Source organism: Parabacteroides sp. AF18-52 (assembly GCF_003479145.1).
Classification (GTDB): domain Bacteria; phylum Bacteroidota; class Bacteroidia; order Bacteroidales; family Tannerellaceae; genus Parabacteroides; species Parabacteroides faecis.
Genome location: NZ_QUGR01000015.1, coordinates 64,139 through 77,565, shown reverse-complemented (window position 1 = coordinate 77,565; position 13,427 = coordinate 64,139). Strand labels below are relative to the sequence as shown.

7 protein-coding genes and 1 pseudogene are annotated in these 13,427 nt (G+C 44.8%); 3 read left to right on the top strand and 5 right to left on the bottom strand.

Going from position 1 to position 13,427, the window contains the following annotated elements; genetic code table 11:
- The first annotated feature begins 60 nt into the window (after window positions 1-60).
- Both DWX23_RS19780 and DWX23_RS19775 read left to right on the top strand, forming a co-directional pair.
- Window positions 61-3,201, top strand: a complete 3,141-nt coding sequence (locus DWX23_RS19780) for an FAD-dependent oxidoreductase (RefSeq protein WP_122375729.1) — start codon at window positions 61-63, stop codon at window positions 3,199-3,201.
- 1 nt (window position 3,202) lies between these two features.
- Window positions 3,203-5,092, top strand: a complete 1,890-nt coding sequence (locus tag DWX23_RS19775) for an FAD-dependent oxidoreductase (RefSeq protein WP_122375728.1) — start codon at window positions 3,203-3,205, stop codon at window positions 5,090-5,092.
- Between the two features lie 13 nt (window positions 5,093-5,105).
- Here DWX23_RS19775 and DWX23_RS19770 read toward each other — a convergent pair whose 3' ends face one another.
- From DWX23_RS19770 to trmD, 4 genes are all read right to left on the bottom strand, one after another.
- The gene (locus DWX23_RS19770; RefSeq protein WP_147382557.1) at window positions 5,106-5,663 is read right to left on the bottom strand and encodes an RNA polymerase sigma factor; all 558 of its coding nucleotides are present in this window, start codon (window positions 5,661-5,663) and stop codon (window positions 5,106-5,108) included.
- A gap of 104 nt (window positions 5,664-5,767) precedes the next feature.
- Window positions 5,768-6,622: a sugar phosphate isomerase/epimerase gene (locus DWX23_RS19765; RefSeq protein WP_122356186.1), complete on the bottom strand. Its 855-nt coding sequence runs from the start codon at window positions 6,620-6,622 to the stop codon at window positions 5,768-5,770.
- A gap of 21 nt (window positions 6,623-6,643) precedes the next feature.
- The gene (locus tag DWX23_RS19760; protein ID WP_122375726.1) at window positions 6,644-8,158 is read right to left on the bottom strand and encodes a Gfo/Idh/MocA family oxidoreductase; all 1,515 of its coding nucleotides are present in this window, start codon (window positions 8,156-8,158) and stop codon (window positions 6,644-6,646) included.
- A gap of 379 nt (window positions 8,159-8,537) precedes the next feature.
- Window positions 8,538-9,218 carry a tRNA (guanosine(37)-N1)-methyltransferase TrmD gene (gene trmD / locus DWX23_RS19755; RefSeq protein ID WP_122356190.1) on the bottom strand — a complete coding sequence of 227 codons (681 nt, stop codon included), beginning with the start codon at window positions 9,216-9,218 and terminating at the stop codon, window positions 8,538-8,540.
- Window positions 9,219-9,483: 265 nt separating this feature from the next.
- Here trmD and nrfA point away from each other — a divergent pair, with 265 nt between their 5' ends.
- The gene (gene nrfA, locus DWX23_RS19750; protein WP_122375725.1) at window positions 9,484-10,962 is read left to right on the top strand and encodes an ammonia-forming cytochrome c nitrite reductase; all 1,479 of its coding nucleotides are present in this window, start codon (window positions 9,484-9,486) and stop codon (window positions 10,960-10,962) included.
- Here nrfA and DWX23_RS19745 read toward each other — a convergent pair.
- Window positions 10,951-13,244 (bottom strand): annotated as a pseudogene (locus DWX23_RS19745) (ATP-binding protein). The gene nrfA and the pseudogene DWX23_RS19745 sit on opposite strands and share 12 nt — an antisense overlap.
- Window positions 13,245-13,427: the final 183 nt, after the last annotated feature.

Below are 13,427 nucleotides of genomic sequence, written 5' to 3'. Positions count from 1 at the left end.
GCGACACAGGTGCCTGTATAGGCATCCTGTGTTGTCCTCAAATAAACGATTTTAGAATTTATGGTAACACGTCGAGATTTTCTTAAAGTGACAGCTGCCGGAAGTGCCTTGCTTACTGTGGGGGATTTTACGGAAGCGAAGAACAGGATGCATCCTTTTATCCAGTCTCCGGAATATTGTAATGAAACTTCACGTGATATTCCTTTTCTGGAAGAAACGGATGTTATTGTTGTAGGTGGCAGTTCCGGAGCTGTTGCAGCAGCCGTAGCAGCCAGGCGTGCCGGAAGTAATGTTTTTCTGATAGCTCCGCTTCCCTATTTGGGAGATGATATTTGCGGCTCATTCATGTATCAGGTCGATAAACGGAAAGAACAGCCTCAAACAGCCCTTGCCCGGAAAATATACTTTCCGGAGAATGATCCCCGTGAAACGTATCCGGATAAATCCGAGAGCCAGATACTTTATACACAATATAAAAGCCCTCTTCCCCTTCATGTGAAAACCATATTGGAGAATGAACTGATCGATAACGGTATCCATTTTCTTTATAGTAGCTATGTAACCGATGTAATAAAAGATATAAAAGGTACTTTGGCAGGCGTGGTACTGGTGAACCGTTCAGGCCGGCAGGCTATCCGTGCCAAAGCAGTGATCGATGCAACACCACACGCTTTAATTGCGGAATTATGTGGTATCCCTTTCACTCCTTTTACTCCTGGAAATCATATTTTTGAGTATACGGTTGTCGGTAATTCCGTTAAAGAAGCTCCGGAGATCTGTTCAGCGGAAACGATGCCTTTTACTTTCTCATCCGAGGGGAAAGAGTATCCTGTTATCCGTTATACTTTCAATTATCCCCTGAAAGGGAAGACGCATGCTTCTTTTATGGAAGCCGAGCAGTTTATCAGAGATATAACCTGGGATGCCGACCAGGTGGATAGCTCGGATGTACTTTGGTACATTCCGTCCTGGCATATCATTCCGGAAAGCAGTTATTCCGAAAAAATACAGTCTTTAGCGTCGCTTCCGCAAACCACATATGTTCCTAGCCTCATTAAATATCAGGAAGATGGAATAGATACAGTTCTTTCTGTTCATGCTTTGCCGAAAGAGGCGTTTACTTGTAATAAAGTCGAAAACCTCTGGCTAATGGGACCTTGTGCCGCTTTACCGAGAGATATTGCAGCTTGGTTGTTCCGTCCGGTAAACGGTATGACTTTAGGTGAAATTATAGGCGAACATGTTTCAAACAGTATTGCCGGAATAAAAATTGAAAAACAGATACAGGTCGTACCGGTAACGGCTCACGGCAGTAACTTTGGAGAAGTCAGAGAAATGCTGCATCCCCTGCGTCCCCAATCTGATAACGGTTATGTTCATTTGCCGCAAGGGGTATTACCTGTTTGGGGTAATTATGACGTGGTGGTAATGGGAGGAGGGACAGCCGGAGCCCCTGCCGGAATAGGTGCAGCCCGTCAAAAATCTAAAACATTGGTCCTGGAATATTTGCATGGTTTGGGTGGACTGGCAACACTGGGATTCATCGGTTGTTATTGGGATGGATTCCGGGAAGGATTTACGTCGGAGATAGATGAGGGTGTTAGAAAAATGGCTCCCGCCGATCATCCCAGGCAGATAAAATCGGATGGCAGATTCAGGGCTGACTGGAAAATGGAGTGGTACCGTCGGGAATTACGGAAAAACAAAGCAGATATATGGTACGGAGTAATAGGTTGCGGAGCGTTGGTGAAAAATGATAAGGTGGAGGGGATCATTATTGCTACCCCTTGGGGAAGAGGAGTCGTTTTAGCCAATACCGTAATTGACAGTACCGGAAGTGCTGATATCGCTATTGCAGCCGGAGCAAGTTACGAATACACCGGCAAAAAAAATATAGCAGTACAAGGCGGAGGACTTTCCCGTTTTAATCCGAATGACTATTATAACAATACAGACTGGACCCTGATTGACGATTCGGATGTGTTGGATGTTAGCCGGTTGTTCGTTCAGAGTAAAGTGAAATACAAAGGTCAGTATGATGTAGGAAAACTTCCTCAGACGCGCGAAAGAAGGCGGATGATCGGTGAATATGTTATCTCTGTGTACGATATCATTCATCATCGCCATTATCCGGATACCATTTCTTATCATCGCAGTTCCTTTGATACGCACGGTATGACTGTCGACCCTTTCTTTACCTTGAATCCTCCGGGTAAGCGGCATGTCATTTATGATGCGGATGTCCCGTTGAGGGCTTTGTTGCCGAAGGGATTGGATGGAATATTAGTAACGGGGCTGGGAGCGAGTGCCCATAGAGATGCTATGCCTGTGATCCGTATGCAGCCATGTTTGCAGAATCAAGGATATTCGGTCGGTTATCTGGCGGCTACAGCCAATAAAGAGCAGAAGCCGTTACGAAAAGTAAATATAAAACAGATACAAAAACATTTGGTCGGTAAAGGGATCCTTCCGGAGAGAGTATTGAAAGAGAAGGAGTTTAAAGGATTTACCGGTAAAGATCTGGAGGTTGCCGTCGAAAATGTCACCGATAATTATAAAGACCTGGAGGTTCTTTTAGCTGAAAAAGATAGATGTATTCCTTTGCTGAAAAAGAAAATAGGAACAGTCTCGGGTGAGGCGGAATTAATTTATGCCGGTATTTTGTGTACTTTGGGTGACAAGGAGCACGCCCGGATAATAGCAGAAAAGATCCGGTCTTGTAAAGAATGGGATAAAGGTTGGCATTATACTGCATCTGCGCAATTCGGGGAGTGTATGAGCACATTGGATCGTCTGATCATGGTGTTGGGTAATACCGGTGATCCTGCCGTATTGCCGGTGATATTGGAAAAGGCACAATTGCTCCGGCTGGAAGATCATTTCTCTCATTTCCGCGCGATAACTACCGCTTGCGAGTGTATCTGTAGCCGGGATGCGGTTCCTGTATTGCGAAAACTGCTTACGCTGGAAGGGATGCGTTATCATGATTTACCTTCTTATGCAGTGGCAAGAAACCGGGTGGTCCCCTATATCCATGATATAACTTATCGCAACCGGATATTGAAAGAATTATTAGTTGCCGGAAGCTTATATATTTGTGGTGATGCCGATAAATTAGGCGAGAGTGTACTACGGAGGTATGCTGGTGGCTTGGAAGGGCACTATGCCCGTTTTGCTTATGAAACATTAAAAGACGGATGAAATGAAATATGATCTATTGAAAAGAATATGGATAATTTATCTTTTGTTTTTAACGGGGTGTCATCCGGAAACAAAAGTGGATGTTCTGATCATCGGCGGTGGTGCAAGCGGTAGTACTGCAGGCATTCAGGCTGCACGGATGGGAAGCAATACGTTGATCCTGGAAGAACATGAATGGTTGGGTGGCGCATTGACTTCAGCGGGGGTGAGTTGTATCGACGGTTGTTATAATTTGCCTGGTGGTTTGTTCGGGGAATTCAGAAAAGGATTGATAGAACACTATGGTAGCGAAGACGTGATGCATACTGCTTGGGTTTCGACTATTGCTGCGGAGCCTTCGGCTATGAATAAGGTTCTGAAGGGGATGGCTGCCAAAGAAAAGTTACTTTCCGTATGGTATAATTCGTTGGTGAAGGAAATTACTCCTTTGCAGGAAGGTTGGCTTGTGACGATCGACAAATCGGGAGAGCAGCAGACAATCCGTACCAAGGTTTTGATCGATGGAACGGAATTGGGAGATGTAGCGAAACTATGTAACGTGAAATACGACATCGGAATGGAGGCACGTAGTATTTGCGGTGAGTCGATAGCCCCGGAGCAAGCCAATGATATTGTACAGGATATTACGTATGTCGCTGTTCTGAAAGACTATGGGAAAGATGTCACTATCCCTTGTCCGGAAAATTACGACCCTTCCGTCTTCTATTGTACATGTAAAACACCTGAATGTACGGATCCTAAAGAACCTGATCGGGTGTGGGACTGTGATCACATGATGCGGTACGGGAAATTGCCGAACAATAAGTATATGATTAACTGGCCAATCGAAGGCAATGACTTTTACGTGAATTTGATTGAAATGTCCTCTTCCGAACGTGAAGTGGCTCTGGATATGGCAAAGAACTTTACAATGTGTTATTTGTATTTTCTTCAGACGGAACTGGGATATAACACACTAGGCTTGGCCGATGATGAATATCCTACAGCTGACAAGTTACCCTTCATACCTTATCATCGTGAATCACGCCGTATACATGGAAAAGTGCGTTTCACGCTAAATCACATAACGGACCCTTACAATCAACCGGAAAAATTATATCGAACCTGTATTGCAGTCGGTGACTACCCGGTAGACCATCATCATGCCCGTTACTCAGGCTGGACCGAGTTGCCTAATCTGTATTTCTATCCGGTTCCCTCTTTCGGACTACCGTTGGGTTCTCTTTTGCCGGAAGATATAGAAAATCTGATTGTTACCGAAAAATCTATATCTGTGTCTAACCTGGCTAACGGTACTACCCGGACCCAACCTGTTTTGATGCAGATAGGCCAGGCGGCAGGAGCTTTGGCTGCTCTTGCCGTCCGGGGAGAAAAGTACCCTTCGGAAATTCCGGTGCGGAATGTTCAGAACGTTTTGTTGGATGCAGGTTGTTATTTGTTGCCTTATCTTGATCTGCCGGTGGAAGATAAACATTTCGGAGCTTTGCAACGGATCGGTTCTACAGGAATTTTACGGGGAAGAGGAGCTAATTATGGTTGGGCTAATCAGACCTGGTTCGACGCAGATTCCCTGTTAACCGGAAATACCGTACGGAAAGGTTTAAAAGACTGTTATCCTCAACTTGATCCGGATTTGCCGGATTCTACCTTAACATTAGCAGAGGCATTTACTTTTATAAGTGAATTAGGAAAGGCCGTGAAGGCGAATAAAGAGAGTTTTATGGAGGATGAACCTGCGTCTTTGTGGAAAAAGCTTGGGTTGGCCAATTATAATTCGTCCAGGAAAATAACGCGCAGGGAATTTGCCGTTTTGCTGGATGAATTGATAGACCCGTTCAATAATATTCCGGTAAATGTAAAAGGGGAGATAGTAACGGAAGGGAAGGAATAGGAAAAGCCTATTATCAAAAAAGAGCCAGATAGTCTTTCAATCGGGCTTTCAATATTTTTAGCGCACGGTAGATCTGGGTATCTACCGTGCGTACTGATATATTTAGCTTTTGTGCGATCTGTTGATTTTTTAGCCCTTTGAGACGGCTCAGGATAAATATTGTTTTACATTGGGGAGGGAGTTGTTTGATGGTGTTCTTGATGATTTGTTCCATTTCGATGATACTTAGTACCGTGTCGGGAGTTGCATGGGAATCGGAGATATCCGCCTGAGTATTTTCCTGAATATTTTTTTCGCTTATATGGAAAGGAACAGATCGCAGATAGTTAAGACATTCATTTTGAACGGAGCGGAATAAATAAGCTTTCAAAGAAGTATGTATATCTATTTCTTCTCGTTTTTCCCAAAAGCGTAAGAAAACATTTTGTAAAAGATCCTTTGCTTCATCCGAAGAAGCAATGAATTTCCGGCAAGAAAAATAGAGTGGCATATAGAACGCTTTGAATAAAGCATTGAACGCATCTATGTTTCCTTCTTTGATTCGCTTGATTATTTCTTCGTCTCGTATCATTAATACATTTGTATATGAATAAAAAAAACATGGGAATGTCACCGGATAGATTTCCGGTTGAACATTCCCCATATAAAGCAGACGGTTAACATGTACGCATGGGATTAAAGTATCTCATTTGTTACTTTATTAAAATAAATTATACATTTTTGGATATCAGGAACGGAATTATCCCAGTTATATTCATATTCGATTGAGAATACGCCTTTAAAACCCTGTGCTTTCAGTTCCTTCAACATCCCTTCGACATCCAGTATGCCTGTCCCCCAGATCACATCGTGTTGTTCCTTTTCTCCCGCCTTTTTAGCTGCGATATCCTTGAAGTGAAGTGAGATGAGGCGTCCGTTCAGTTTTTTCAGGCATGCTATCTGATCGAGTCCTTCCCTGCGCCAATGTCCGACATCGGCACACGAACCGAGCGAAGGGTTACGTCCGGAGATAGCCTGCAATAAGTTCTCCGGTTTCCAGTAATCGGATGGTTGGGGATGGTTGTGTACCGATATCCGGACTCCGTACTGTTTTGACAGTTTTTCTACCAGGTCCCAGTCGCCGAGTGCCGGTTCGCAGGTGATGAACTCCATTTCCATCGCCTGGGCAAAACGGAACATCTTTTCCCAGTCAGAGGATTTCTCCGCAACATATACACCGCAACCGACGATCTTTATCCCTTTGGATGCAGCCAGTTCTTTCAGTTCTTTTTGGGCTTGGGCATCCAGATTGAAGTCGAAAACCCGGTCACCCCATTTGCCGCCCAGCTTATGTCCGGGGTATACTTCTATGTATTTCAAGCCTAACTCCCGGGTTTTGTCGAGTGCTTCCGTCAGTGTGAACAGATGGAAACTATACGACTGCATTCCCAGTCGCCAGCCGTTCTTTTCCGCTTTGGTCTGTGCCTGCACGGGGATGACAAGCAAGCCGCAAGCCAGTACCAGTAAGATATTGAATATTCGCTTTTTCATGATCGATTCGTTTTAGTGGGGTTATTGGGGCATATCCGGTAAGGAGAAACCATTGTTGTAGGTGTGCCTGATCCATTCGTCGGCCATTTCTGCCGCGTTGAATTCGGCAAAGCGGCGGTCGAAACGGGGATCGCCGTCTATCACTTTGAAATCGTCTACCGTTACGATCTTTATTTTGTCCGTCGGAGAGATATTCGTGAAGCGCATGTGTTCACCGTCCCACTGCAACTCGCGGTGCAATCCCTGTAATCCGGAGAGCCGCACTGCCAAGACACCCATCACGACCATCTCGTTGAACGGGCCTGAGAACTGGAAATTGGAAGAGGATTCCGTCCGGTTTTCGGGCGACTCCTTGCAGGCACGTATCCAGTCTTGTTCATGGGCGTTAGTCGACCAGATATCGCCGTTACCGCCTTTGATCCTGGCAAGGGTCGGTTTTGGTTGGTTGAAATGTTCCATATCGGAGACAGGCAATAAAGTCGGGTTCATTCCGTAACAGCCGGTCATGATCTTTCCTTTCGTGCCGATGAAAATGATCCCCCCGTTTTCATCACCCATCATCTGACCGTCTTTCAGTTCGTCCGGTCGTGGAGGCATCAAGCCACCATCGTACCAGTAGACTTTTACTTCCGGCATTTTCACATTTCCTTTGACCGGACGCTCCGGGAAGGTATAGGTTACGATCTGGGCATGAGGGGGAGAATACAGGTTACTCAGTGTGGAGCTACCAATAACGCTGGTCGGATATTTGAGGTCGAGTGCCCAGTACAGCGGGTCCATGATATGGCAGGCCATATCGCCTAATGCTCCTGTACCGAAGTCCCACCAGCCGCGCCAGTTCCAGGGTGTGTACACCGGATGGTAAGGACGCTTCTGTGCCGGACCGATAAAGAGGTCCCAATCCAGAGTCTTCGGGCACTTGGCCGCCTCCTTTGGTTGCATTAATCCCTGCGGCCAGATCGGACGGTCGGTCCAGCAGTGGACTTCATATACCTCACCGATGATGCCTGCCTGTATCCATTCTGCGATCTGGCGGCACCAGTCGAATGAATTTCCCTGGTTACCCATCTGTGTGGCTACCTTATATTTTCTGGCTAGTTTAGTGAGTAGACGCGATTCGTAGACCGAGTGAGTTAGCGGTTTTTGTGTATAGCAATGTTTCCCCAATGTGATGGCATGGGCGGTGACCCCGGCATGGGTATGGTCGGGCGTTGCTACCATGACAGCGTCGATGGATTTTCCTATCTCGTCAAACATGACACGCCAGTCTTTGAAACGTTTGGCATTCGGATAATCCTTGAATGTTTTATCGGCATAATGCCAGTCGACATCACAGAGTGCGACGATATTTTCCGTGTTCATATTTGCCAGGTTACGGCGTCCCATGCCACCGACACCGATTCCGGCGATATTCAGTTTGTCACTCGGAGCCGTATGCCCGAAAGTCCTGCCGAGTACGGAACCCGGTACAATAGTCAGGCCGACAGCAGCTACCGCTCCTGTCTTCAGAAAATTTCTTCTTGAAATGTTTTTCATAACTATTATTGTTAAAGTAAACTTTACTAGAGTGACAAAATCTGACTTAGGCTTACTTACAACAGAAGTCCCTTTTTTGTTTATTTTAACCAAATGGGAGCTGAGAAATCGGGTTTACTTTGGCTCTATATGTTGAGGTGGTCGGGTTTTTACAGGGAAGAATGGGAAAGGTAAAAAAATAACTTTTTTGAGAAAAGGCAATTGTCAAAATGTAACTATCCTACCGGGTAAATCGGATTAATATAGCGGGTAAATGAAAATACCCTAGCGGGTAATATTTTTTAACGTATCTATATGTTCCTGAAATAACCGATAGGAAATCATTTTGTCAAAAGCTTATATTCCTGTAGTGGTGGTAATTTCTTGCTAAAAAGATGGATCATTTGTCTTTCAGCAAATCCGGACGCAACCGGGCAGTCCGTTCCTGTGCTTGCTGCAAACGCCATTCGTCTATCTTCCGTTGGTGGCCGGAGAGAAGGACATCGGGTACTTTCCAACCTTTGTATTCGGCAGGACGTGAATAAACGGGCGGGGCGAGCAGGTTATCCTGGAAAGAGTCGGAGAGGGCGCTTTGTTCGTCACCGATGGCTCCGGGGATCAATCGTACGACCGCATCGGTGATAATGGCGGCTGCCAGTTCGCCACCCGTCAACACATAATCGCCAACAGATATCTCTTTGGTGATCAGATGCTCCCGGATGCGGTAGTCTATACCTTTATAATGACCGCACAAAATAATCATATTATCCAGCAACGACATGCTGTTCGCCATCGGCTGGTTGAATGTTTCCCCGTCCGGCGACGTATAGATCACCTCGTCATATTCCCGTTCGCTTTTCAGTGCAGTTATAGCCCGGTCGATCGGTTCGATCTGCATCACCATACCGGCCTCACCCCCGAAAGGATAATCGTCTACACGCCGCCACTTATTGGTTGTGTAGTCACGCAGGTTATGTAAATGAATTTCAGCCAGGCCCTTGTCCTGTGCCCGTTTTACAATGGAACAATTGATCATTCCATCGATCATTTCAGGAAGTACAGTAAGTATGTCGATACGCATAATAAGAATCTCTCGTTGGATATTTTTATCTGATAAAACGATGCAAAAATACGACATTATTTTGGGATGAGGATGCAAATGCATATAAGATTCGCCGGGAGGACAGAGGATATGCGGAATGAGGACGAATCTTTTCCTGTTATAAATGACAGATATAGCTTGGCTCGTTGTTTCTTTTTACTAAATTTGCGTCACGGTCCGAAACTTTGGAAAATCAAAGGTTTTTGAAGAGTGTGGGTGAGATAATACGAACAAATTGATTCAAATGAATAATAAGCTGAATATAAGATATCTGTATCTGGTCTTGTTGGGGGTAGTCATATTGGGAATATTGGCTGTGTCTGTCGGATATGGGCTTGTCAGGGAGGATAATATTACTTTTATCGATGATGTAAATACCGGGAATCAGGAAATAAATGAAAATTCATCTGCGAACAAACTCGAATTACGTTATTCCAAAGAATACCGTAGCTGGAAAAACACTGCGGATACCAGCTTTGCCAGTCTCTTCAACGGAAACCAGGCCGTAGACCTCTTGGCAGAACGCCCGAACCTCGTTATTCTATGGGCCGGGTATGCCTTCTCTAAAAGTTACTGTACACCGAGAGGACATATGTACGCGATCGATGATATGTACACCAGTTTGAGGACGGGGGCACCCGAAGGAGAAAATGACGGTCCCCAACCGGCTGCCTGCTGGGCCTGCAAAAGTTCGGATGCATCACGTTTGATAGATAAGATCGGGCGGGAAGCTTTTTATAAAAGGAAATGGGCTGCCTGGGGAAGTGAGATCATTAATCCGGTTGCTTGTGCGGATTGCCATGATCCGGAGAGTATGGAGTTGCATATCCCCCGTTTGTTTCTGACTGAAGCTTACACGCGGAAAGGTATGAGCATAGATAATGTGTCGGAGCAGGAGATGCGTTCGCTGGTTTGTGCGCAGTGTCATAGTGAATATTATTTTTCAAAAGAAGATAAACGGGTGGTCCTTCCCTGGGACAATGGATATTCGGTGGAAGATATCGAGGCGTATTATGACCGGATCGGTTTTTCCGACTATGTCCATAAACTGAGCAGGACACCTTTGCTGAAAGCACAGCATCCCGATTATGAACTGGCACAGATGGGGATTCATGCCCGCCGGGGTGTTTCCTGCGGAGAATGCCACATGCCTTATGTGGGTGAAAACCAGGAAGGTTATAACGACCACCATGTACAAAGCCCTCTGGCTATGATCGACCGGACCTGCCAGACTTGCCATCGTGAGACTGAAGAAACCTTGCGTCAGGATGTCTATGACCGTCAGACCAAAGTGGCGGAAATACGTGAGCAATTGGAAACGGAATTGGCGAAAGCGCATATCGAAGCAAAATTTGCCTGGGACCGGGGAGCTACGGAGAAACAAATGGAACAGGTGCTGAAACTGATCAGGCAGGCACAATGGCGCTGGGATTTTTGTGTCGCATCGCACGGAGCTTCTTTTCATGCTCCGCAGGAGGTGTTGCGCGTCTTAGGAACCGGGATCGATAAGGTCATGCAGGCACAGATGGATATAATGAAGATTCTTTTTAAGCTCGGATATTCAGGCGATGTTCCCATGCCGGATATTTCTACGAAAGAAAAAGCACAGAAGTATATCGGTCTCGATATACAAACCGAAAATGAAGCCAAAGAAGCTTTTCTGAAGACAGTGATACCTCAATGGCGCGAAGAGGCTAAAGCCAATAAACTGTTAACTGAGTGATGCGGGTTCATAAGGTAGCGATACAGTGAACTTGCTGCCTTTTCCTTCTTCTGACTCCAGCTGGATCGTTCCTTTGAATGTCTTGATTATACTTTGACTGATAGCCAGTCCCAGACCGGTGCCTTTGGCAAACTCATCCAGTTTCTGGAAACGTTCGAATACCTGTTGTATCTTATCCGTAGGGATTCCTTTTCCCGTATCCCTGACAGACAGTAGGATAAACCGGTTGTCGGAACTGTATTCATACTTGATCTCGATATATCCCTGCGTCGTGAATTTAGTCGCATTGTTGATGAAGTTCGTAAGAACCTGTGTTAAGCGGATGCGGTCGGTGTTGATGATAGCGGGTGTTTCCGGTACTTTTTTCCGCAACTCTACCCCTTGAGGCATCAGTAACCGGTGCGTATTGTATACATCATCCATCAATTCATTCATATTGCACATTTCGTAAGCAAATGAAATATGCCCGGATTCTATGCGGGACAGATCCAGAATATCATTGATAAGTTTTAGTAGCTGATCGCTGTTTTTATTGATCAGACCTATAAATTCCAATCTCTCCTCTTCCTCCAGTTCCATGTCTTCGGAAGCTATCAATTGGGAGAAGCCGACGATCGCATTTAACGGCGTACGTATCTCATGGCTCATGTTTGCTAAAAAAACAGACTTCATTTGATCCGACTCTTCCGCTTTCCTGCGGGCATTGATCAGCTCATCCTCCGTGTCTTTTGTATGTTGTATATTCAGGCAAAGCCCGTTTACTTCGATCTCGGTTTCTCCGTTCGAGATATTTATGTTTTGTGCATAACGGAACTCCCACCAAAGATATCCCTTTTGGTTAAAGTTGTAGCGTCTTTTAGTGATTTGCCGGGAGGCGAAGCCATGATCCAGTTTGTAACGGTTTAGCAGAAAGTCCGCTTGTTCGCTGGGATGGATCGCTTTCTGGAAACGGTCTGCACTGATCGGCTCTTCCGGTATATTCAGATAATGGTAGAATTCCTTGTCGAACAGGAAGGTACCGTTCTTGTAACGGAAAGTAAAAATGTTACCGCTTTCCAGGGCAAATGACAGGAACTCTTTTTCCTGTCTCAGGTTTTCCTGTATCTCTTTTTTCCGGATGTTCTCTCTTTTGTAAAGTATACGCTGATAAGTGATAATAATGATGAGGGAGATCCCGACCAGAATAAGCAAGAATATGAAATATATCTTATACTGTATATAAAAAGGCATGTTCACGAACAAAGAACCTGCAGGTAATTTACTTCTGCTGATGCCCCATTGTTCCAATACCTTGTAATCGAATACGTACGCTTTACTCGTTTCTGTAATTTGTGAGAAATTACTTGTCGGGACGCCTTTCAGTATATCCGCAATACGGTTGGCAGCCAGGATCGTTAATCCCTCGAGAGGGGTGACGAAGCCGCCGGCTACTCCGTTGTTACTTCGATCATTTCATAAATAACGGAAAAGCCGGGAAATGAACTGAAACGGCCCAGGGAAAGAGTCAGATAATCTCTTTTGGTGGCGAGATAGGCTTTATTGTAGTAGTTTTCGCCCAGCCCTTTTATCAGTGACCGGGTCGATTTACCGTTGATTGTACTTACATACATAATATCCGGCTCTATTTTCTTTTCCCCGTTCAGGGAAATACCGTTCTTTCCGGAGATGCGTATCCTGTCGGGCGAGTAAAGGTCATTCATCTTACAGATATCTTTGATCTGCTCGTTCATATCTTCCAGGATCATTTGGTCGATGTACTCCCCATCGGTAACCCTGACTACGATACATTTTCCGATCAGCTGTTCGATCAGTTTTATATTCGTTTTATAATCCGGCTTATCGTGGAATCCGGTGATATTAGGATATTTCTGAAGAAAGGATGTATTGGGATAATTGACTCCGGTGAAAACGACCGGGATTGTTGTAATACACGGATGATCGCAGGTCAGTAGAATGTTCAATGCCTGATCGTCGAACGTCAGGATAATATCCGGTTCCCAGGAACACAGTTCATTCAGTTTCTCGAAAAGATTTATTTTTTGCTTTTTCTCCAGGTTCTGTTCACAGTCCAGGTAATAGGAATAAATTTCTGCCTGAATATCTTTTTCTTGTAACTGCTTTGCCAGGATTTTTTTCATTTCCTTATAAGCGGGGAAATTGGATTCGTAAGATTGAATGATCAATATATGTTTTTTCTTTGCTGCATGAGAACAGGAGCTGAAAAGCAGGAGATATAACAGCGGAAGGAAGATTGATTGTACCAATGAAGATTTGCCTGACATATAGTTATTATGATGAATGCTAGTGTTTTAAATCATTTACTTAGGTTTTCCAATCGTCTTGTTAGTTCCCTCGCTAATCTCATCGGTTGAAAATACGCATCTAAGTTAGATTGATTTTTTTATTAGGCAAAGAAATTTGGAATGAATTGTCAGGAATAACCGTTGATTTATAAGTTTTTTAAA

Coding starts and splice junctions, on each gene's coding strand:
- DWX23_RS19780 (WP_122375729.1), top strand. CDS start 61: ATGGTAACACGTCGAGATTTTCTTAAAGTGACAGCTGCCGGAAGTGCC.
- DWX23_RS19775 (WP_122375728.1), top strand. CDS start 3,203: ATGAAATATGATCTATTGAAAAGAATATGGATAATTTATCTTTTGTTT.
- DWX23_RS19770 (WP_147382557.1), bottom strand. CDS start 5,663: ATGATACGAGACGAAGAAATAATCAAGCGAATCAAAGAAGGAAACATA.
- DWX23_RS19765 (WP_122356186.1), bottom strand. CDS start 6,622: ATGAAAAAGCGAATATTCAATATCTTACTGGTACTGGCTTGCGGCTTG.
- DWX23_RS19760 (WP_122375726.1), bottom strand. CDS start 8,158: ATGAAAAACATTTCAAGAAGAAATTTTCTGAAGACAGGAGCGGTAGCT.
- trmD (WP_122356190.1), bottom strand. CDS start 9,218: ATGCGTATCGACATACTTACTGTACTTCCTGAAATGATCGATGGAATG.
- nrfA (WP_122375725.1), top strand. CDS start 9,484: ATGAATAATAAGCTGAATATAAGATATCTGTATCTGGTCTTGTTGGGG.